Annotated in this window: 18 protein-coding genes and 1 tRNA gene; 5 read left to right on the top strand and 14 right to left on the bottom strand. The window is 56.3% G+C overall.

Features of this window, described 5'->3' with window-relative positions; genetic code table 11:
• Positions 1-45: 45 nt before the first annotated feature.
• The 5 genes from AC13F2_RS01375 to AC13F2_RS01355 all read right to left on the bottom strand — a co-directional run bounded on the left by AC13F2_RS01375 (position 46) and on the right by AC13F2_RS01355 (position 4,490).
• On the bottom strand, positions 46-831 hold the full coding sequence (locus AC13F2_RS01375; protein ID WP_482964931.1) for an enoyl-CoA hydratase-related protein: 786 nt from the start codon (positions 829-831) through the stop codon (positions 46-48).
• A gap of 85 nt (positions 832-916) precedes the next feature.
• Positions 917-1,528 carry a glutathione S-transferase family protein gene (locus tag AC13F2_RS01370; RefSeq protein WP_482964930.1) on the bottom strand — a complete coding sequence of 204 codons (612 nt, stop codon included), beginning with the start codon at positions 1,526-1,528 and terminating at the stop codon, positions 917-919.
• Positions 1,529-1,552: 24 nt separating this feature from the next.
• Positions 1,553-2,002, bottom strand: a complete 450-nt coding sequence (gene mce / locus AC13F2_RS01365) for a methylmalonyl-CoA epimerase (RefSeq protein ID WP_196846339.1) — start codon at positions 2,000-2,002, stop codon at positions 1,553-1,555.
• A gap of 162 nt (positions 2,003-2,164) precedes the next feature.
• Entirely contained in the window at positions 2,165-3,697 is a 1,533-nt protein-coding gene (locus AC13F2_RS01360) for an acyl-CoA carboxylase subunit beta (RefSeq protein ID WP_103023280.1), read from the bottom strand.
• A gap of 55 nt (positions 3,698-3,752) precedes the next feature.
• Positions 3,753-4,490, bottom strand: coding sequence for a TlyA family RNA methyltransferase (locus tag AC13F2_RS01355; protein ID WP_482964929.1), 738 nt, complete (start codon positions 4,488-4,490; stop codon positions 3,753-3,755).
• Between the two features lie 34 nt (positions 4,491-4,524).
• Here AC13F2_RS01355 and AC13F2_RS01350 point away from each other — a divergent pair, with 34 nt between their 5' ends.
• Positions 4,525-5,073 carry a hypothetical protein gene (locus tag AC13F2_RS01350; protein ID WP_482964928.1) on the top strand — a complete coding sequence of 183 codons (549 nt, stop codon included), beginning with the start codon at positions 4,525-4,527 and terminating at the stop codon, positions 5,071-5,073.
• A gap of 440 nt (positions 5,074-5,513) precedes the next feature.
• Positions 5,514-6,596, top strand: coding sequence for a branched-chain amino acid aminotransferase (locus AC13F2_RS01345; protein ID WP_482964927.1), 1,083 nt, complete (start codon positions 5,514-5,516; stop codon positions 6,594-6,596).
• On the opposite strand, the gene AC13F2_RS01340 is transcribed toward AC13F2_RS01345, so the two are convergent.
• The 4 genes from AC13F2_RS01340 to AC13F2_RS01325 all read right to left on the bottom strand — a co-directional run bounded on the left by AC13F2_RS01340 (position 6,597) and on the right by AC13F2_RS01325 (position 11,990).
• Positions 6,597-7,484: a DMT family transporter gene (locus AC13F2_RS01340; RefSeq protein ID WP_103023277.1), complete on the bottom strand. Its 888-nt coding sequence runs from the start codon at positions 7,482-7,484 to the stop codon at positions 6,597-6,599.
• A gap of 2 nt (positions 7,485-7,486) precedes the next feature.
• Positions 7,487-9,556 carry an NAD(+) synthase gene (locus AC13F2_RS01335; protein WP_482964963.1) on the bottom strand — a complete coding sequence of 690 codons (2,070 nt, stop codon included), beginning with the start codon at positions 9,554-9,556 and terminating at the stop codon, positions 7,487-7,489.
• Positions 9,557-9,833: 277 nt separating this feature from the next.
• Positions 9,834-10,850, bottom strand: coding sequence for a sensor histidine kinase (locus AC13F2_RS01330; protein WP_158246595.1), 1,017 nt, complete (start codon positions 10,848-10,850; stop codon positions 9,834-9,836).
• A gap of 138 nt (positions 10,851-10,988) precedes the next feature.
• A complete protein-coding gene (locus AC13F2_RS01325) occupies positions 10,989-11,990 on the bottom strand; it encodes a DNA topoisomerase IB (protein ID WP_482964926.1) in 1,002 nt (333 codons plus the stop codon).
• 92 nt (positions 11,991-12,082) lie between these two features.
• Here AC13F2_RS01325 and yghU point away from each other — a divergent pair, with 92 nt between their 5' ends.
• The 3 genes from yghU (at position 12,083) to AC13F2_RS01310 (ending at position 13,774) form a co-directional block, all read left to right on the top strand.
• On the top strand, positions 12,083-12,934 hold the full coding sequence (gene yghU / locus AC13F2_RS01320) for a glutathione-dependent disulfide-bond oxidoreductase (RefSeq protein WP_482964925.1): 852 nt from the start codon (positions 12,083-12,085) through the stop codon (positions 12,932-12,934).
• 163 nt (positions 12,935-13,097) lie between these two features.
• Positions 13,098-13,172, top strand: a tRNA-Gln gene (locus tag AC13F2_RS01315).
• 191 nt (positions 13,173-13,363) lie between these two features.
• Positions 13,364-13,774, top strand: coding sequence for a hypothetical protein (locus AC13F2_RS01310; RefSeq protein WP_482964924.1), 411 nt, complete (start codon positions 13,364-13,366; stop codon positions 13,772-13,774).
• Here AC13F2_RS01310 and AC13F2_RS01305 read toward each other — a convergent pair whose 3' ends face one another.
• The 5 genes from AC13F2_RS01305 to AC13F2_RS01285 form a co-directional block, all read right to left on the bottom strand.
• Positions 13,775-14,641, bottom strand: coding sequence for a Csu type fimbrial protein (locus tag AC13F2_RS01305; RefSeq protein ID WP_482964923.1), 867 nt, complete (start codon positions 14,639-14,641; stop codon positions 13,775-13,777).
• 10 nt (positions 14,642-14,651) lie between these two features.
• Complete coding sequence (locus AC13F2_RS01300; protein WP_482964922.1) at positions 14,652-17,096, bottom strand: fimbria/pilus outer membrane usher protein; 2,445 nt, start codon at positions 17,094-17,096, stop codon at positions 14,652-14,654.
• 21 nt (positions 17,097-17,117) lie between these two features.
• The gene (locus tag AC13F2_RS01295; protein WP_482964921.1) at positions 17,118-17,849 is read right to left on the bottom strand and encodes a fimbria/pilus periplasmic chaperone; all 732 of its coding nucleotides are present in this window, start codon (positions 17,847-17,849) and stop codon (positions 17,118-17,120) included.
• A 91-nt stretch (positions 17,850-17,940) separates the two neighbouring features.
• The gene (locus AC13F2_RS01290) at positions 17,941-18,501 is read right to left on the bottom strand and encodes a hypothetical protein (protein ID WP_482964920.1); all 561 of its coding nucleotides are present in this window, start codon (positions 18,499-18,501) and stop codon (positions 17,941-17,943) included.
• A gap of 215 nt (positions 18,502-18,716) precedes the next feature.
• The gene (locus tag AC13F2_RS01285; RefSeq protein ID WP_482964919.1) at positions 18,717-19,358 is read right to left on the bottom strand and encodes a helix-turn-helix domain-containing protein; all 642 of its coding nucleotides are present in this window, start codon (positions 19,356-19,358) and stop codon (positions 18,717-18,719) included.
• Positions 19,359-19,706: the final 348 nt, after the last annotated feature.

The raw sequence follows: 19,706 nt of genomic DNA, 5'->3' as shown, positions 1-19,706 counted from the left end.
TCCCTAAACACAATCGTATGCACAGGGGAAGGACCGGCGGGCGAATTACTCGCCCTTGAATGCCGGTTTGCGCTTTTCCAGGAAGGCCATACCGCCCTCCATCGCATCCTTGCTGGCGCCCGCCAGACGTTGGCCTTCGGCTTCGGCCAGAAGGACTTCCGTGATGCTGCCATCGAGTGCGGTCGCAATATTACGCTTCATCGTTGCATAGGCAAGCGTCGGACCATTGGCGAGCTTCATGGCGAGCGCCCTCGCCTCTTCCATCAGAGCATCGTCTTCGCATGCCTTGTAGATCAGGCCCCAATCCTCTGCTTGATCGGCACCGATCTTTTCGCCCAGCATCATCATGCGGGTGGCACGTGCACGACCTATTGCGCGCGCAAGAAGCCAAGTCGATCCGCCATCCGGCACAAGGCCGATGTTGACGAAGGCCTGAAGGAAATAGGCACTTTTCCCGGCAAGTACGAAATCGCCGGCCAGCGCGAGGCTGCATCCTACGCCGGCCGCAGGACCATTTACGGCACATATAACCGGAACCGGCGCGCGCAGGACCATGTTGATTGCCGGGTTGTAATGGTTCTGCAAAGCCCGGTGACTTCCGCCCTTGCTGTTCAAGGCACTACGCTCCCCCCGCGCTGAGAGGTCGGCGCCCGAGCAAAAACCCTTGCCTGCCCCGGTGATCAGCACAGCGCGGCTGTCACCCAAGTCGTAGAGAGCCTCGCTGAGTTCGTCCGCCATCTGCGGTGCCATCGCATTCAGCCGGTCAGGCCGGTTTAGTGTAATGATTGTAAGCGGCCCGTCCTTTTCGACGATGATGGTTTCGTAGCTCACGCGTCTCTCCCAAACGTTGCGTTTAGCAACCGGTCTTGGCTGCGAACGATTTGGCGCGCAAGCCCTTTGCCGCGCCGTGCGGAACTCAGGCTGAAGCGCTTGGCCGGGCGGAAACGCGTTCGTGCCACCGGAGAAGATTTGCACATTCGCTCGGCACTTCGAGACCTATGAATTTTGCAAAATCGACAGTCGTCAGCAAGAGAATGTCGGCAGCAGAGAAAGCACTCCCAGCCAGATATTCGCGTCCCTCGAGCGATCCATCGAAAAAGCGCATGCCCTCTGCAACCCGTGGTCGGTTGGATTCTCCCCATTCGGCGTTTCGGCCAGGAAGCGCCGCGGTGAAAGGGTGCGTGTGAACCCAAACCGCAGCAATGGCTGGCATAAGGATCATTTCAACGCGGCGATTCCACATTTCTATTTCGGCAATGTCACGTGCCGTGGTTCCAAATAGCGGCGGATCGGGCTGTTCTGCTTCTAGGTACCGCATGATCGCTACGCTTTCGGCGATCACTGTTCCATCGTCGAGCTCCAGAATTGGCGTTTGGCCTCTGGGGTTCTTGGCCACGTATTCTGGCGCTTTCTGTTCGCGCTTGGGGATCGACACTTCCTTCGATGAAAGATCAATACCCTTTTCGGCGGCGAAGATGCGCACGCGGCGCGGATTTGGCGCGGGATTCGGGCTGTCGTAGAAAAGCATGGTAATCCTCTCTCTACACGCCGGTCAGTTCGACCAGTGCGTGTCGTCCTTGGGCGTTTCCATGATTTCGGTCAGCTGACCCATCATGTCTTTGGGATGCAGAAAGAAGATTGGCGAGCCATGCGCACCTATGCGCGTAGGCCCGAGAATACGCTTGCCAAGCCCTTCGAACCAGCTTCGCGCTTCGTCGATGTCCTCGACTTCGTAGCACAGGTGATGCTGGCCGCCCGCCGGATTCTTCGCGAGAAAACCATGGATAGGCGAGTCTTCACCAAGCGGCTCGATCAATTCGATCTGCGTTCCGAAAGTCCCGTTCTCGCCCGGTGTATCGACGAAGCAGACCTTTACCCCCTGTTCCTCCATCTCGAACGGATCGCGTATTCTTCCCGCACCCATGACATCACGATAATAGGAGATCGATTCCTCAATCGATGGCGTTGCGACGCCAATGTGGTTGAGACGGCCAAGTTTCATGAGAATACCATTCCATGTGTGGGGCAGAACATTTCGTGAAGTAACGCACCGAAGTCGTAGGTGACATTTGCCAAGAAGGCGAACGCTCCCGCAATCAGAAGTATCAGGAAAATTCGGCCCAAAGGCGAAGACAGCTGAGTCCAGATATCGCTCATGAGGCCCTCAAAGCGGGATGTTGTCGTGCTTCTTCCACGGGTTCTCGAGTTGCTTTGTCCGTAACTTGCGCAGACCGAGTGCGATGCGCCGCCTTGTGGAGTGCGGGTAGATGACTTCGTCGATATAACCCCGGCTCGCAGCCACGAAAGGATTGGCGAAGCGGGCTTCGTATTCCTGGGTCTTGTCGGCGATCTTTTGCGGATCGTCACGGTCCTGTCGGAAAATGATTTCCACCGCACCCTTTGCGCCCATCACCGCGATTTCGGCCGTCGGCCATGCGTAGTTCAAATCACCGCGCAGGTGCTTCGATGCCATCACGTCGTATGCGCCGCCGTAAGCTTTGCGCGTGATCACGGTTATCTTGGGAACTGTCGCTTCGGCATAGGCGAACAGCAGCTTCGCCCCATGCTTGATGATGCCGTTGTGCTCCTGGCTGGTCCCGGGAAGAAAACCGGGCACATCGACGAAAGTCAGGATGGGGATTTCGAAAGCGTCGCAAAAACGAACGAAACGCGCAGCCTTTTTGGACGAGTTTATGTCGAGCACGCCCGCCAGTACCATCGGCTGGTTCGCCACCACGCCCACCGTGCGTCCTTCCACCCGGCCGAATCCGCAGATGATATTGCCTGCATGGGCAGGCTGGATCTCGAAGAAGTCGCCTTCGTCCAGCGTCTTCCTGATGACTTCGTGCATGTCATACGGCTGGTTAGCGTTATCGGGGATGAGCGTATCGAGGCTTGGCTCTTCGCGATCCCAGGCATCGCTGGTCGGCCGCTCGGGCACGTCCTCGCGGTTGGACAGCGGGAGGTAATCGAAGAAATTACGCGTTGCGAGCAGGGTCTCAATGTCGTTTTCGAAGCTGTTATCGGCGACAGAGGTCTTGGTCGTATGCGTTTTCGCGCCGCCAAGTTCCTCCTGGGTGACCACTTCGTTTGTCACCGTCTTCACCACATCCGGTCCAGTGACGAACATATAGCTGCTGTCTTCGACCATGAAGATGAAGTCAGTCATGGCGGGGCTGTAAACCGCACCGCCCGCGCATGGCCCCATGATGAGGCTGATTTGCGGTACCACGCCGCTTGCCAACACGTTGCGCTGGAACACCTCGGCGTAACCGCCGAGCGAAGCGACGCCTTCCTGAATGCGCGCACCACCGGAATCGTTGAGACCGATAACAGGGGCGCCCACCTTCATCGCGGTGTCCATGACCTTGCAGATCTTTTCCGCATGACGCTTGGAAAGAGAGCCACCAAAGACTGTGAAATCCTGGGAAAAAACATAGACGAGCCGGCCATTGATCGTGCCTGACCCGGTAACCACACCATCGCCCGGGATCTTTTGGTCCTGCATGCCGAAATCGACACAGTCATGCTCTACGTAAGTATCAAGCTCTTCGAAGCTTCCCTCATCGAGCAGGATTTCGAGCCGCTCGCGCGCGGTCAGTTTGCCTTTGGCATGTTGCGCATCGATACGCTTTTGCCCCCCGCCCATATGTGCGGCATCGCGGCGGCGTTCCATTTCGGCAATATTGGCGGACATGCTCTCTCCGTGAAATACGATTGCACGAGCGCCTAGGGCGAAGCATGCCTCAAGGTCAATTGCGAGAGGCGCTAATCAGGAACTCCACATTGCCTTCCGGGCCAGTGATGGGGCTTTCGACGATCCCCTGCACATTGAAATCAAGCCCTTCGACCCATTCGCGTACCTCCTCGCAAACGCGCAGATGAAGCGCAGGATCGGTGACCACGCCCTTCTTGCCGACTTCTTCACGCCCGACTTCGAATTGCGGTTTGATCAGCGCCACCAAACGGCAAGCCTGTTCGGCGAGTTCCAGCGGCCGTTCGAGCACCTTTGAAAGCCCTATGAAACTGGCGTCGCATACTACCCAGGTAGCCGGGCGATCGATCATCGCCGGCGTCAGAACGCGCGCGCTCGTCTGTTCCAGCACCGTCACGCGAGCATCGCGCCGCAGTTTCCAGGCGAGTTGGTTTGTGCCGCTATCGACAGCGAACACATGATCTGCGCCGCCCTGTAACAGCACATCGGTAAACCCGCCCGTTGAACTGCCGATATCCATCGCAGTGACCCCTGCAGGATTAAGGCCGAAATGGTCGATCGCATGGGCGAGCTTGATCCCGCCTCTGCTGACCCACGGGTGATCCCGTCCGCGCACATCCAAGGGTGCATCTTCGGAAAGTTGCTGACCCGGCTTCGCCAGTTTCTGTTCTCCGGAGAAAACCAGACCGGCCATTACCAGGGCTTGGGCCCGCGTACGGCTCTCCACGAGCCCGCGGTCTACCAGCATCTGATCAAGGCGCTTCTTTTTCGGCATTGGAAACATGGCGCTTAGCGAGCATTGTTGCTGCATGAAACCGATCTATGCCCATCTAGGTGGCGCGCTGGCGCTCACTTTCACCATCGCCGCCTGCGTTCCGGCACCCGATTCCACCCCGGCACCCGCGCCTGCACCCACGCCAGTGCAAACTACGTCCCCCGCACCTCCGCCTCCGGCACCGCCGGTCGAGAACTGGATCGACCAGCCCCGTACTCCAGGAGACTGGAGTTATCGCGCCGATACGAATGGCGGGATGGCCTTATACGGCGAAAATGCGTCCGAAACTCGGTTTTCCATTCGCTGCGATCGTTCGGCAAATCAGATCATTCTAACCCGCGCTGGTCAGGTGCAGGGCCAGTCGAGGATGACCATCCGTACCGAAACCGCGGATCGGACGCTGGCAGTCCGGCCGGGCGATGGCGGCCAGCCGACCACCGTGGCCACCGTCTCCGCGCGCGATCCCTTGCTCGACGCAATGGCGATCACCAGGGGGCGATTCGCTGTGGAAGTCCCCGGCTTATCCACAATCTACCTGCCGCCATGGGCGGAAGTATCGCACGTGATCGAGGAATGCCGCTGAGGGGATTCGCTTCGCGATTATCGACGGCCGTGGATCGGAAGAGGAGCTGGAGGAAGGCTCGATGAATGTTCTGAGCCAGAAACGACAATTCTGACGTGGGAAAACTTTTTTTCAAGGGTTGTTTTAGGCCCGCGAAAGACTCAAATATGTCCTCAAGATCAGCGGCGAAACGCGGTCTTGTTCTCCGGAAACGGGGTACTTTGGCTCTAAACAGCGCGAAAGGAGGTGATCCGATGTCTCATGGTTCAGCAGAGAGGTCGGCAAGTTTCCGCACGGAGCACTATCGGTAAGCAGAGACCTTTAGAGGCTCCGTGAGCGGCACTTCCCGCCGCTGACCATGCGAAGGGCAGTTCCACCTACGGGCGTGGAGCTGCCCTTCTCATTTTCATCCCGCAACCCGATCGCTTGCGAAATTTCGCAGCGCACATTACCCGCGGGCCATGGATTTCAAGCATCTTCCCCACTCCGCCCCAGTGCCCGGCGAAACGCGTCAGCAGGCATTGCAGGATCCCGGCTTCGGCAAACTGTTCACAGATCATATGGTCGTGATTGATTTCGATGCTGACAAAGGTGGATGGCACACGGCGACGCTCGGCCCGCGCGAACCGATCAGCCTCGATCCCGCAGCGGCGGTCCTGCATTATGCGCAGGAGATCTTCGAAGGCATGAAGGCTTACAAGCGAGAGGATGGCTCGCTCGCCCTTTTCCGACCCGAGCAAAATGCGCGCCGCTTCAATGAAAGTGCCCGGCGGATGGCGATGCCGGAATTGCCGGAAGAACTGTTTCTCGAATCGATCAGCCAGCTTGTCGCCAAAGATCGTGACTGGGTGCCCGGTGATCCCGATGGTTCGCTTTACCTTCGTCCGTTCATGTTCGCATCCGAGGCATTTCTCGGCGTGCGACCGGCACGACAGTATAAATATGTCCTCATCGCTTCACCGGTCGGACCTTACTTCAAAGGCGGCGCCAAGCCGGTAAAAATCTGGGTGAGCCGCAATTACACCCGTGCGGCACCGGGCGGCACGGGCGCTGCGAAGACCGGCGGAAACTATGCCGCATCCTTGGTCCCGCAAGCCGAAGGTATCGAAAACGGCTGCGATCAGGTGGTCTTCCTCGACGCCGTCGAGAAGAAATGGATCGAGGAACTGGGTGGCATGAACCTGTTCTTCGTCTTCGACGACGGAAGTGTCATTACGCCGCCGCTAACTGGTACCATTCTGCCCGGCATCACGCGCGACAGCCTGATACAGCTCCTGCGCGAAGAAGGCCTTCAGGTTCGCGAAGAACCATACAGCATCGACCAATGGCGCGTAGATGCGACTGAGGGCCGCCTACTGGAAACCATGGCCTGCGGTACTGCCGCAGTCGTGACCCCGGTCGGCACTGTTCTGGGTCCGGATGGCGAATTCACTATAGGCAGCGGCGGTACGGGTCAGATGACCCACAAGATACGTGAAAAACTGGTCGGCATTCAGAAAGGGACCGTGCCGGACACGTACGGCTGGACGCACAAACTCGATTGATCAGAACCTTGGTCTGACCAGAAAGCGCCGGGTGAATGTTTCGCTCGGCCGCAATACGATAATCGCCACACCTGCGAGTGCGATTGCTCCGCCTGTGATCAAACGCCCGCCAATGGCATCGCCCGTCAGCCAGGCGCCGAAAAGTATCGTCAGGATCGGCGTAAACAGCGTCAAAGGCACCACGAGATTGGCGTCGTGTTCCTGCAGCAGGCGATAATATGCGGTGTGTCCACATACCGATACGATGATGGCAGCGAAGAACAGGCAGGCAGCAAGTTTCCAAGGGGCTTGGGAAAGCGCCGCGATCTGATTGCTTTCCATCGCCACTGTAAAAGGAATCAACACTGCCACCGATGCGACAGCGGCCCACGCCTGCAGCCGGATTGAAGGCAGATCGAGCCGCTTCACGAAGACAGACCCCAATGCACCGATGACTGCGGAAATGAACACCAGCAGCAGGCCAGTGCTGGTTTCCATCTGATTGTCCCCCGCCATTGCGAACAGGACGCCACCGAACGCCAGCCCGATACCGAGCCCACGGCGCCACCGAATACGTTCGCCAAGAAATATGATGGCAAACAGGACCGTCATCGGCGCACCGGTCAAACTTACCACACCCGCTGCAGACGGGCTGGCAGTGGCAAGACCCATGAACAGCAGCGCAAAGGACCCGCCACTGATCGCCAGACCGACCAGCAAGACGCGCCACAGTTTGTCGGGCAGAGGCCGCAGCAACGGGATGAGCACGACTGCAATAATGATCGATCGTAGCAAGGCATAGAATAGTGGCGGCGTGCCGAGGTCTGCGATCGCGACCTTGCTGACGACGACGTTGAGCGCCCAAACCACATTGCACAGCATCATTATGACCAAGGCTCGTACCGGCATGATCAGCCGTCATCCCGTGGAAGTGCAGCATCCAATTCGGCCAGCCAAATGTCGGCAACGGCATCGCTGGGTGCCCGCCAATCGCCTCGTGGGCTGAGCGAGCCGCCCGCGGAAACTTTTGGCCCGTTCGGCAAGGCGCTTCGCTTGAACTGACTGAAACCGAAAAAGCGCTTCAGAAAATTTCGCAGCCATTTTGCAATGATGGCCAGTTCATATTCGTTCTTCGCATCTTCGGGAAAACCTATGGGCCAAAGACCTTGCTCGGCGTCTTTCCAGGCATGCCAAGCGAGAAAAGCGACGTGGCTGGGTTTCTGGCCCCAGCGAATAAGGTGATGAAGGAAGAAGTCGTTAAGCTCGTAAGGCCCGATGATCGATTGCGTGCTCTGGATTTCGCCGTCTTCTCCCGCAGGAACGAGCTCCGGACTGATTTCGGTATCGAGGATATCGCCGAGCACCTGTTCAACCCCGTCGTCGAACTGCTTCGTCCGGCTCGTCCAGCCGATCAGGTACTGGATAAGGGTTTTGGGTACGCCCGAATTAACACCGTAATGGCTCATGTGATCGCCGACGCCATAGGTGCACCATCCCAGTGCTAGTTCACTCAAATCGCCGGTCCCGATCACCCAGCCGCCATGCTGACCGGCCAGGCGGAAGAGATAATCCGTCCGCAACCCCGCTTGCACGTTCTCGAAAGTCGTGTCGTAGACCGGGTGCCCGTCGGCAAACGCATGGCCGATGTTCTCGAGCATGGTCGTGGCGGTAGGACGGATGTCGATTTCCTCGGCCGCGATGCCGAACGCTTCCATGAGCCGCCAGGCGTTGGCCTTCGTACCATCCGAGGTAGCAAAGCCTGGCAGAGTATATCCGCGAATGTCTGTCCGTGGACGGCCAAGTCGGTCCATCGCCTTGGCTGCCACGATCAGGGCATGCGTGCTATCAAGCCCCCCCGAAATCCCGATCACGAGGCATTTGGGATCTGTGGCATCGATGCGGCGCATCAGCGCATCGACCTGAATGTTGAATGCCTCGTAACAATCTTCGTCCAGCTTGTCCGCACGATTGGGCACGAACGGAAAGCGCCGGATGGGGCGCTGAAGCCCTTTATCCCCTCCCCGCGGACGATGCTTGAAGGCAATACGTCGATACCAGTCCTCGGGCCGACCTGCGGCCTCGGCGGCATCGTTGAATGTCTGCATCCGCATGCGTTCGGACAGGATGCGCTGAGTATCCACATCCGTGATGCAGAGTTCGGGATCGAGATCGAAGCGAACACTTTCGACCAGCAGGTCACCGAGTTCGTAGATCATCCCCTGCCCGTCCCATGCGAGATCGGTCGTGCTTTCTCCGTGTCCGCTGGCCGAATAGGCGTAAGCGCACACCAGGCGGCTTGAACTGGCACGGCTCAGCAGATGGCGCTCGTCCGACTTGCCTATGGTTATGTTCGATGCGCTCGGATTTAGCAGAATAGTCGCGCCGGCGAGAGCTGCCATGATCCCAGGCGGGTTGGGCGCCCAGAAATCCTCGCAGATTTCGATGCCAAAGATAAACCCCGGCAGATCGCTCGCGCCGAATGTAAGGTCGGTGCCGAACGGCACCTCATGATCACCGCAACGGATGGTTAGACCGATGCATTCGCGACCATGGGCGAACCACCGTTTTTCATAGTATTCGCGATAATTCGGCAGGTAGCTCTTCGGCACCACGCCCAGCAGTTCCCCATGCCCAACCACAAACGCACAGTTGTAGATACGCCCATTGCGGCGCAGCGGAGCGCCGAACACGAGCACGGGCGACAAGGTTCGCGACGCATCTATGATCGCTTCAACCTGCGCTTCGACAGCGTCGAGAAGCGCCGACTGCAAATGAAGGTCATCGAGAGCGTAAGACGATAGCGAAAGTTCGGGATAGAGGAGCAGATCGACGTTCTTCGCATCCGCCATGCGCGCCTGCTCAACGATACCCTGAGCATTATACTCGACATCCGCCGTGCGCACCTTCGGCGTGCTGGTGGCAATTCTGACAAACCCATGCGTATGCAGGTCGAAGAAGGGGGGCGTTTCGGTACCGCTCATTGACGCGGGGCCTTTCTCGTCGGGATTATCGGAAGCCGGCTCAAGCCAGTCGGCGGGCTTGCAAATACCCAGTTCAGCGAGGCGTTTCTGGACCGACGCACGGGCAATCTTACCCTTCGCCTCCCAGCCGTAGACGGTTCGACTGGGCCAAGGCGCTGGTTGGCCGTAGCGCATACCGAATTCGTCCGCACTAAGCGGGGGGTGATGCGCCTCGCGCCACTGCCGAATTTTGCTACCGGCCAGATGCATGGCCGGTGCGGTATCCTTTTAGGCTACCCTACGCAACCTCGGTTTCAAGAACCTTTCGCATTTCACTGCGATAGCCATTGAGAACCGGCCCGCCATGGTGGGTTGCGCTCGCCTGAGCGGCGAATGCCGTCAGGAGCTGGCTTCCCAGACCCCCACCTGGGTGGGATATCGCGGCATCACCGACACCATCGTCTTCGATGGTGAACCGCCACCCCCCCTCCCGCACATGGAAGAACACTGCTATCGTACCGCTTCGGTCGTTCGGAAAGGCATATTTGCAGGCATTCGAGACGGCTTCGTTCAGATAGAGACCTATGGCGACCGCCTCCTCCCGTAACAAAGTGGCTGCGTCGATTTCGCGGAACAGCTTGACCGCAGGTGGCAGACTGGACGCTTCGATCCGGTTGAGCAGATAGTCGAGATATGGCTTCATATCGACGCTGGGATCGTCCGATTGCTCGAGCGCGAGAGCGGAATAGGCATCCGCAAAGGTTCGAACACGCCCCACTGCGTCATCGAGCGGCGCATGCAATTCCTGATGGGGAATGCGCCGTTTCTGCAATTCCAGCATGCTGGCAACCAACGCAAAATTGTTCTTTGTTCGGTGCTCGAGGTCTGCAAGCAGGGTCAAGCGACGATCCGCCCGCAGGCGAATTTCAGTCAGCGTGGCGTGTGCTGCCCTGCGGAACGCTTCGGCAAAAATCAGAACGACCAGCGCGCTTGCTGCGTTCAGGAAGACACGAGCGGGATCGGTGGGGTCCGAAAAAAAGAACGAGGATTGCACTGGGAGGACGAAGAACCAGGCCCACGCAAATGTTACGCAAAAAGCAGCCAGTCCGGCGCGCCAATGGCCATAGAGCGTCGATAGCAGCACTGTCGGATATATCAGAGCAAAGGGCCCCGAAGATGGCGCCCACATATCGAACAATGTCCGGAGCCCGATCATCGCTGCACCGCACAAGGTACCGAATACGATCTGAGCCGTAATCTTGCCCTTACGGGTAAGAAACTGTCGGCTGACATCGAAATTTGCGAGGCGATGCATGATGACAAGCTTCCGGCAGACATGGGTGTCCGCAATAAACCCCAACGTATATGCGAACCGTCGACAGCTCCACTCCGTCGATGGCAGAGTGTTAGCCCAACCTACCGAAATTACGAAATGATTTTGAGATTTTCGGCCCTAGGCGGCGAGCAGGGTGCTCGCGCTGGGACTGTTCTGCAGAAGGTCGATCAGGCCGCGTTCTTCGCGTGTTAACCATCGTGTCGCGCGTGGCAGGCGAAGCTCTTCGCGCCATTCGATCTGATTTTCGAGCACTTCGAACACCGCCGGGTGAATATAACTTTTTCTTGTGACCGCGGGTGTATTGCCCAGATGGTCAGCGACGCATTCGAGCAGTTGCTTCATCGGCAGCTTGCCATCGCCCTCATAAACGCAGGTCAGCGCCCTGACGCTTGCGTGCCAGGTGCGAAAGTTCTTGGCGGTGAAATCCTGCCCCATGGTTTCGCGCAGATACTCGTTGACGTCACTCGATCCGACCGTGTGCTGGTCGCCATCGTCATCGACATATTTGAACAGATGTTGGCCTGGCAAATCCTGCATTTTGCGCACCATTCGTGCCAGGCTGCCATCGGACAGGGTAACCTCCTGCAGCTTGCCGCCCTTCCCCTTGTAGCGAAGCCGCAAGGTCTTCCCGGTCAGTTCGGCGTGGCGATTACGCAGGGTGGTGGCACCGAAACTCTTGTTGGCCTTTGCATACCCTTCGTTCCCAACCCTTATCGCACCAAGGTCGAGCAGCCTCACGACGCTCGCGATGGCGCGCTCTCTGGTGAGGTTATGCCCGCGCAGATCGCTTTCTACACGCTTTCGGACGAGAGGAAGCAGGCTGCCGAAGGTAACGCAACTATCGAACTTCTCGCCTTCTCGCGCGGTGCGGAAATCCGGGTGATACCGATATTGTTTGCGGCCTTTGGCATCGATGCCGGTCGCGAGAATATGACCATTCGGCGCGGGGCAGAACCAGGCGTCGACATAAGCCGGCGGAAGAGCGATAGCATTGAGCCTGCGCTTTTCCTCTGCATCGCCGATAAGCTTACCTTTGGGATCGTAATAGGCCCATCCCTTCCCAGCACCCTTGCGGGTGATTCCAGGCAGGTCGTCGTCGACATAGATGAGCTTCGTCATGGCGAAGGGAAGAACAGTGGGACGGGAAGTCCGGTTCCCCACCTTGCGGTGAACCGAAGGCTGGCTTAGCCATCGCATCACAGGAGAACACAATGGCTGATCCCACCTATACCCCGCCCGAAGTCTGGGCACCCGACACCGAGAATGGCGGGCGCTTCGCCAGCATCAATCGACCGACGGCGGGTGCCCGGGAAGACAAGGAACTTCCCGTCGGCGAACATGATTTCCAACTTTACTCGCTGGCGACGCCCAACGGCGTGAAGGCTGGCATCATGCTCGAGGAACTGTTGGAAGCGGGTCATTCCGGTGCGGAATACGACGCCTGGACGATAAGCATCTCGGATGGTGATCAGTTCGGATCAGATTTTGTCAACCTCAACCCCAACTCGAAAATCCCCACGTTGCTCGATCGCAGTGGACCGGAACCGATCCGAGTTTTCGAGAGCGGCGCAATCCTGCTTCATCTAGCTGAGAAATTCAGTGCCTTCCTTCCGACTGACACCACCCGTGCAGAAGTGCTGAGCTGGCTGTTCTGGCAGGTCGGCAGCGCCCCGTTCATCGGTGGTGGTTTCGGCCACTTCTACGCCTACGCACCCGAAAAGTTCGAATATCCGATCAACCGCTACGCTATGGAAACGAAGCGCCTGTTCGATGTTGCCGACAAGCGGCTGTCCCAAAGCGAATATCTCGGTGGCAAGGACTATACGATCGCCGACATTGCAAGCTGGCCGTGGTTGTCCCCCTTCGTCACTGGCGGCATTTACGGCGAAGCGCGCAAATTCCTCTCGATCCATGAGTACACCCATGTCGAGCGGTGGGTAAAGCAGATCGCCGAGAGGCCAGCCGTGCGCCGTGGGCGTATCGTCAACAAGACCTGGGGTGAAGACAACGAACAGCTGAGCGAACGGCATTCGTCCAGCGATTTCGAAGGCAAGAATATCTAGGCCGCGGCAAGCGCCGCCGCCTGAGGGCGCAAATGTCCTCTCCTCCAAGTAATCGAGGAGAGGACGTTTGCCCGATATCCAGCCGCGGGTCTGGCACCCTCATCATTTCCACATCCAACCCCTTCCCTTCCGCGCACGACACGTTATAGGGGCGCGCACCTGCTGGGGTGTAGCCAAGTGGTAAGGCATCGGTTTTTGGTACCGACATTCGCAGGTTCGATCCCTGCCACCCCAGCCAGCCTTTAATTCCCCAGCAAAAACGAATGATGAGCGAGCTTGGGCGTAATTGTATGGGTAGGTTATCGATAACCAATGTGTTGCATTAGCACCGTGCCCTTCCCCACCAAATATAGGCTCCAGCTTAAATCTGATGTTGGCCTCAGTCCCAAGGCAATCGTTCTTTAACTACTTCGTCGTATCTGATTTTGCATGAGAGCTCGCAAAATCCTAGTCGCCGCAATCGGTTTGGGTATCGCGATGCCGGTACAAGCATTGGCGGGCGAGGGTGGATCATTTCGTTTGAAAGTTTCGATAGATTCCGTTTGCGAGATTGATGCGAAGCTCAAGCCGGTCGTCCCCGGTGCCAGCGGTACAGTCGGTACCGTTACAGAGTATTGCAATACTGGCGATGGCTATTTGCTCACAGCGGAGCACCGCACGCTTGCGAAGGACGAGATGGTAGAGTTGAGGCTCAATCGAAAAGCGTTCGCATTAAACCCTTCGGGCCTCACAACTATAGCGAACCGGCGAGGACCTGTAAAACGCGCGAGCGCAATCGAACTCGACGAAGCGAACCTCAATGAGCCGGTTGTACTGACCGTCAGCATTTCATATCTTTGATCAATACGGTGTCACGGTCACGTTGACGCGGTCCGCATAAAAGCCTGCAGGAGTAGTCGGTTCGGGGTTCACTCTGACGACTACGTTGAAGACATCGCCAATATCGGCGGGCTTGCTCAACCCATTGATCGTATCACCCCCACTCGCAAGATTGAGTTCCCGCCCTTTTAGCGTCATTAGATATGGCAACAGAGCAGTGCCGTCCTCTTTGCGCATATTACCGGCGTTTTCCGATTCAAACTGCATGTTGTAAGATGACGTAGAATATACGCGAATTCCGAAAGGCGGGGAGAAATTTTCGCGTCCAAGGGAAAGCCGACCCAAGGCAATTTGATCGATGTTCCCAACAAAATCAATTTGGCTGGAAAGCGGGACAGTTACGTCAAACTCAATTTCTTCTTGATCGACCTCGGAATTCGTGCCGGCCTCGACAAGGTTAAACCGCAAGCGCCGTGTGTATGAACCGGCAGGCAAATCCCAACCGATTGATGTCGCAACATTGTAGTCAAACGTTCTTTCTGCCCCCGGATCGAGGGTAAGAGGTGTCCGCAGTTCTCCTGATCCATTCGCTGCACTCATCGATTGGGCATCGAACTCGATAACTCCGCCTGGGCCAACAATGCTGTACCGAGGGAATTCTCCAGCTGAAGCAGGATCGAGAGTTAGACCAAGCTCAAGCACACATTTCTCTTCGCTGATATTATGCACACGAACCTGAAACCGCTCACGACTTGTTGCGTCAGAAAAAGACGGCGCGCTGCGTATACTTACACTCGGACTGAGGACTTCGATATTTGCTACACATGCCGCAGCAGGAGCGGTGAGAAACGCGGTCGTCGAGACAATTATCGTTGCAGGAAATTTCATCGTTTAGTCCTCAATCCGATGAGACCGTAAGGTCCGCCCGTTCGATACGAAGCAGGTTCGAACCTTCGTTCGGCACGGTAAACTGGTATTCGGAACCATCATCCGAGACGATACGGTAAGTACGTCCTGGGCGTAAGCCTACAATGGCAAATCGACCTGCAGAATTGGTAAAGAACTGGGTCGGCTTGAATTCCGCATCGTCTACCGAAACTACGCTTCCACTGGCAAGCGAGGCCCGCCGACCGTCGATATAGGCCGTTCCAGTCGCGCTAGCGCTTCCGCCCGAACCGACTGTCAAACGATAGCCACTCCGGTACATCGGTTCCAAGGTTTCGATCCCCGTTCCTATATCGGCAAACCGTCCTTCTCCCTCCATATCATAGCTTATAGTTTGTTTCGAAAAGGACGTCAGACGAGATTGCAATCCGGGACCTAGCGGCCCGCTTTTGGCATCGTACTCATTTTCGCGAATATTTCGTCCGACAATGACTTCGGCGTCAGCAAGATCTGATGAAGGTTTTGCGATCAAGAAGCTATCAAAGATGGGGCGACCAATCGCCACATCGCCTCCTGCCATCGCGATCGAGGTTCCCAAATTCAGTCGTACTGAATTGTCTTGGCCGAAATTGCCGAATCCATCCCCGCCAGTAACCACAAGACCGCGCGCTTCAAAACGATTGCCCACATATGTACCGCTCGCATCGAGTTCCTGCCGCCCACTGTTACCTCCAACAGTAAGATCATAGCCGTATCCCCCCACGCGATCCTCTGCCGAGCGCGAAAATGAAGCAGAGTAGGATTCGCGGACCGAACTGTAGCGGACGGAGGCGCGCTTGCGTCCGCCAAGACGTGCGGTCATACTGATCCGTACACCAAAGCTGGCGCCTTCACCTGCATAAGTACCGTATTCGAACCCGCCCCGAATAAAAATCCTGTCATCCAGACGATGCAAGCCTTCAATCGAAGTTAGATAAAAGTCATTCCCAGTCGCGCGGGAATTATACGAACCAGCCGCAAGGACAGATGTACGTTCGTCGATCGGCTTTGAATAATTTATACTTACAGAAGTAAATTCAGATGCAAGACCCGACAGGCGCTGCGAAAGGTTCACAAATTCTTTGGATTGGAAACTGGCAGCAAGGGAAAGGTCCCCAATTCCGCTGTTATAGCTGTCGAGCAATATATACCGCAGTTCGCCCGAATAGCCGGTACGACGTTCACGATAGCTGAAACCGGCTGACATGGAAATCCGTCCAGGGAGGACTTGCGGGCTAAGGATTGCTTCTGCCGACCCGGCAATAAAATTCTGGGTCGTCTGGATTCCTCCCCCCAATATCAGTCGATTCGAAACACCGCGGCGATAGAAGCCGGAAAAGGCTGGCTCTTCGTCATAACGCGGATTGAAATTGAGGTTCGTCGCTGGCAATCCGACGGCGATGCTATACTCCGTTTCTCCCTTTTGCAGATCGGCAGGATCGAAAAAGAAGTCGAAATCGAGCGCTTGCCGATCGCCAGACGGATCAACCACTACTAACCGGGCATCCGTCAAACCATATCGCGCAGGGAGTGTTGCGATATCGTATGCGCCCGTATCCAGGACCACCGTATCGACTAGAGTATCACCCGAATAGATCTCAAGAGTGGTGCGCTGGTCAATCAAGACCTGCTGTGGACCAAGCGATTGAAAAGGCAGGAAGGGATTGAAAATCCTGCGGCCCTTCTCGATCGCCGCGCCCGCAAGAAACGCAGTGCCAAGAAGAGACTGGTTTTGTAATCGCAGGTCACCAGCACTGAACCGCAAATACTTATCGGGCACGTCGTATAGTGCGCGCGCCTGCCGCCGATATAAGCCTGGTCCGAATGTGGTGGAATCATAGCCGCCGTCTGCCTCAATCACGAACCCTTTGTGCCGCGCAGCGAAAAACAGGTTGGTCGTCACTTCGACGTCACGGAAATCATCAAAGCGGATTTCCGGCAAGATATTTAAGTATGCACTCGTTCGTTCGGGCGACATTGTGACGGGCGTTTCGCGATAGGGAGTCGCGCCAAAGGACGAGACATTGGAGAAAGAAGGATCAATGCGATCAATCACCAATTCCAGACGTTCTCGATCGTAAAGAATGACAATGCCGAGGTCCGCTAAGTCCCCGATTTCAACGAAATCCCTCTCCGAAAGCATAGTCGCTAGGTTATCGCGCCCCTGTTCATTGAGGACATTATTCATCGCCTGTTGGAACGATCGCGCGTCGAGCGTAACATTCTCAGGATCTACTGGATCGAGGCGCGCAAGGACGTCGCCAAGAACAGCTCTGCGATACAAAATTGGTAGAGACAGCGTGACAGGATCGCGCGCCTCACGAGTAAATTGTGGCGTAGAGTGGGGTTCTTGTCGCAAGTCCGGTGAAAGAATTGCGACCATCGCCGTCGACGCAGTTAAAAAAGTACCCCAGATCATTCCACCCCCCAAACACGTGGATCAACTTCCCATTTCAACCTTGAGCGTATCCACCCTCAGGGCTTCGGGCGTTGGGATGAAAAACTTTCGAGCACCGCCAGCAGGAACGACGCCGTACCCGATTACCCCGCCGATTTCCGCTGATCGATATTCCTTCTTGTAGCTTTGGCCGGAAATGGTCTCCCCCTCGATCAACCAATCTCGGCGTCCGGCCGCCATGAAACGGGTCCCGGAATTTGTGACCCGAACGACAATGCCAGGCTGACCATCGCGATTTTCGATGCCCAAGACTTCATAACTTGCTTTTGCAGAGGCTCCTGCAGGGACAACATTCACGAGCACATTGAAGGTCGAGACGATCTGAAGATTCATCCCCTTACGCTCGCGCTTGATGGGGACCTCGCGTATCGAGGCGTAATAAACTTGCGAATGCGCGAGCGCCTCGTCGCCGATATACTGAATACGAAAAATCTGCTGGCGCAGTGGCTCAATCACGACCTGCGGCGGGAAAACGAGGAAGTCTTCATCGGCGGCGGCAAGCGCGAGTTCGCCATCTTCTGAGATTTGCGCACGAAACATCAGAACTTCAAACGGAACCGGCTCGTCCCCGGTATTCGCCACTTCGACCCTGCCCGTGGCACCTCGACCAATCTCGTCGAGAGTCAGAACCATAGGTGTGACTTGCGCAGCTTGCGCGACGACGGGAATAAAAAAAATGGCGATGGCGGCGAAGAAAGTAGCGAGATATCTCATCCCGAAGTCCTTAGATTAGACAAATGAACAAGATTGAAATGCAAAGGGGGGCGCCAAAGTGCGCCCCCCCTCCCTAATCAGAAATCTTCGGTTAAAGCGTCGTGATTTCCACGGTTGCAGTGTCTTCGTACTCGCCGGCAAGAAGCAGCAGAGGGTTATCGTCACGCAGGATGGTTACGCTGGCAGTAACTTCACGGTGAATTTCGGTACCCGGAACGCTGGTCGATGCGGCACGGTCCGTACGAAGAACCGGCTGTGCCGAACGATTTGCATCAGTGAAGTTCAGCAGACGCAGATTGTAGAAAATCTTATTGGTGAACAAATCAGCATCGTCGCCAGTCGGCGCGCCGCGGCTGGTATTGCGCATGCCCTGGTTGGCGCTCGAAAGAGTCAACGTCGTGGCGTCGTTACAGCTGATCCAGAAATCATTGCTCGACCCGGTGGCGTTGCTGACAAGCGAAAGAGCTTCCGAACCAGAGTTCCGGTTGATCTCCAATTCGCCGAGATCCACATCATTGATATCAGCCATGGCACAAACTTCAGGAACTTCAGCCGAAATGGTGAAGCTTTCGGAGGAAGTTTCGCTCTGTGCGAAGGCAGGAGCAGCAATTGCCAACGTAGAGACGGCAAGTACGCAAGTAAACTTCTTCATAGATAATCTCCGTTCATCGAGTGATCAAAATCGACCTGCCCCACCAAAGGTTGGGCACCGCATTACTTGTTCTGATCGGGCTGACCCGATTCGCGGTTAACATCTTGTTAGGTAAGATCGGTCGAGCACTCAATCCCAAGGCGGCGCTTATAGCCGCTCTGTGCCATGACGGGACGCAGAGTTTGGCAAAATGTTAAGTTTGAACAAAGTAGGAGTTAGACAGGCTTGATATTAATATGGATGTCAACGCAGTCTGGTTCGATCCCAAGACGTTCCGACACCGCAACTCTCAACTCGTCCAAGAGCTTTCGCACTTCTCGGCCACCTTCTTCGCTTGCTGTCTCGACAATGAAGCTTCCGGCATCGGTCGTATCCACCATACTCTCAAGATAAGAGAACAATCGAAACACCTTTTCGCGCGCTGGTCGGGTTTTTCCGGTTTCCCAAGACCAGATCGTCTCTCGGCTGGTGCCGATGGCTTCGGCGAGTTCTGATTGAGTTACCCCAGTGACGTGGCGCAAGCGTCTGATCGTTTCGCCCAGAGGATCGCTTGTACCAATTTGGAGATCCTCATCGAAACTTCCGATCGTTGCCAACTCGGCAGTGGTCAACGGTTCGTGGAATTCGCACCCGACACGCTCTCCGTGGCGCCAGGCCACATTCGCCTTTCTCCTCGGAAGGCTTCCGATTTCAACAAATACGCAGTCGCCCGACGTGAAGTCATTGCTGCTAGCCATAGCAAATCCGCGCTTGGAGACGTTTCTTACAAAAGCGTGAAACCATTCTCCTTCTGCACGATAAATTCTCGCCTCGACACTGACCGGGAAGCGGGCATCAATAATCGATCGTCGTTCCATGACGTTAAAGATACTCCCGCAAAGCCTGTCGATCCAACGAATTGCTACGCAGAGAATATCTTTGAGGTGAAAAAGTGACGAGGCACTGATCCTGCCGTGCCCCCGCTACGCTTTTGGGATGGTCTATTAGGTGAGTTTATCGGGCGATCACAAACCTTTGCGACAAGGCGCCCCATCATTTCTTATCAGCTTAAACTTTTGCGCGAACTTAGAGCCTGACCCGAAACTAAGTTGGGTGATATCAGCGAGTTAGCTTGACGGCCAAATCCAGGGCTGATTCAGGAGTTTTGCGAAGAACTTCTGGAGATCAGTGATGTGGACCGATACCACCCGTTCGCAGTATGCGCG

This window comes from Qipengyuania sp. L-5Y (genome assembly GCF_056859455.1).
This window is presented reverse-complemented; position numbering and strand designations above follow the sequence as displayed.

What these genes read in the sequence shown, in the direction of transcription:
- AC13F2_RS01310 (WP_482964924.1), top strand. Translation starts at nt 13,364, where the DNA reads ATGAGAGCTCGCAAAATCCTAGTCGCCGCAATCGGTTTGGGTATCGCG.
- yghU (WP_482964925.1), top strand. Translation starts at nt 12,083, where the DNA reads ATGGCTGATCCCACCTATACCCCGCCCGAAGTCTGGGCACCCGACACC.
- AC13F2_RS01335 (WP_482964963.1), bottom strand. Translation starts at nt 9,556, where the DNA reads ATGAGCGGTACCGAAACGCCCCCCTTCTTCGACCTGCATACGCATGGG.
- AC13F2_RS01300 (WP_482964922.1), bottom strand. Translation starts at nt 17,096, where the DNA reads ATGATCTGGGGTACTTTTTTAACTGCGTCGACGGCGATGGTCGCAATT.
- AC13F2_RS01350 (WP_482964928.1), top strand. Translation starts at nt 4,525, where the DNA reads ATGAAACCGATCTATGCCCATCTAGGTGGCGCGCTGGCGCTCACTTTC.
- AC13F2_RS01285 (WP_482964919.1), bottom strand. Translation starts at nt 19,358, where the DNA reads ATGGAACGACGATCGATTATTGATGCCCGCTTCCCGGTCAGTGTCGAG.
- AC13F2_RS01330 (WP_158246595.1), bottom strand. Translation starts at nt 10,850, where the DNA reads ATGCATCGCCTCGCAAATTTCGATGTCAGCCGACAGTTTCTTACCCGT.
- AC13F2_RS01345 (WP_482964927.1), top strand. Translation starts at nt 5,514, where the DNA reads ATGGATTTCAAGCATCTTCCCCACTCCGCCCCAGTGCCCGGCGAAACG.
- mce (WP_196846339.1), bottom strand. Translation starts at nt 2,002, where the DNA reads ATGAAACTTGGCCGTCTCAACCACATTGGCGTCGCAACGCCATCGATT.
- AC13F2_RS01360 (WP_103023280.1), bottom strand. Translation starts at nt 3,697, where the DNA reads ATGTCCGCCAATATTGCCGAAATGGAACGCCGCCGCGATGCCGCACAT.
- AC13F2_RS01290 (WP_482964920.1), bottom strand. Translation starts at nt 18,501, where the DNA reads ATGAAGAAGTTTACTTGCGTACTTGCCGTCTCTACGTTGGCAATTGCT.
- AC13F2_RS01370 (WP_482964930.1), bottom strand. Translation starts at nt 1,528, where the DNA reads ATGCTTTTCTACGACAGCCCGAATCCCGCGCCAAATCCGCGCCGCGTG.
- AC13F2_RS01340 (WP_103023277.1), bottom strand. Translation starts at nt 7,484, where the DNA reads ATGCCGGTACGAGCCTTGGTCATAATGATGCTGTGCAATGTGGTTTGG.
- AC13F2_RS01355 (WP_482964929.1), bottom strand. Translation starts at nt 4,490, where the DNA reads ATGCCGAAAAAGAAGCGCCTTGATCAGATGCTGGTAGACCGCGGGCTC.
- AC13F2_RS01305 (WP_482964923.1), bottom strand. Translation starts at nt 14,641, where the DNA reads ATGAAATTTCCTGCAACGATAATTGTCTCGACGACCGCGTTTCTCACC.
- AC13F2_RS01295 (WP_482964921.1), bottom strand. Translation starts at nt 17,849, where the DNA reads ATGAGATATCTCGCTACTTTCTTCGCCGCCATCGCCATTTTTTTTATT.
- AC13F2_RS01325 (WP_482964926.1), bottom strand. Translation starts at nt 11,990, where the DNA reads ATGACGAAGCTCATCTATGTCGACGACGACCTGCCTGGAATCACCCGC.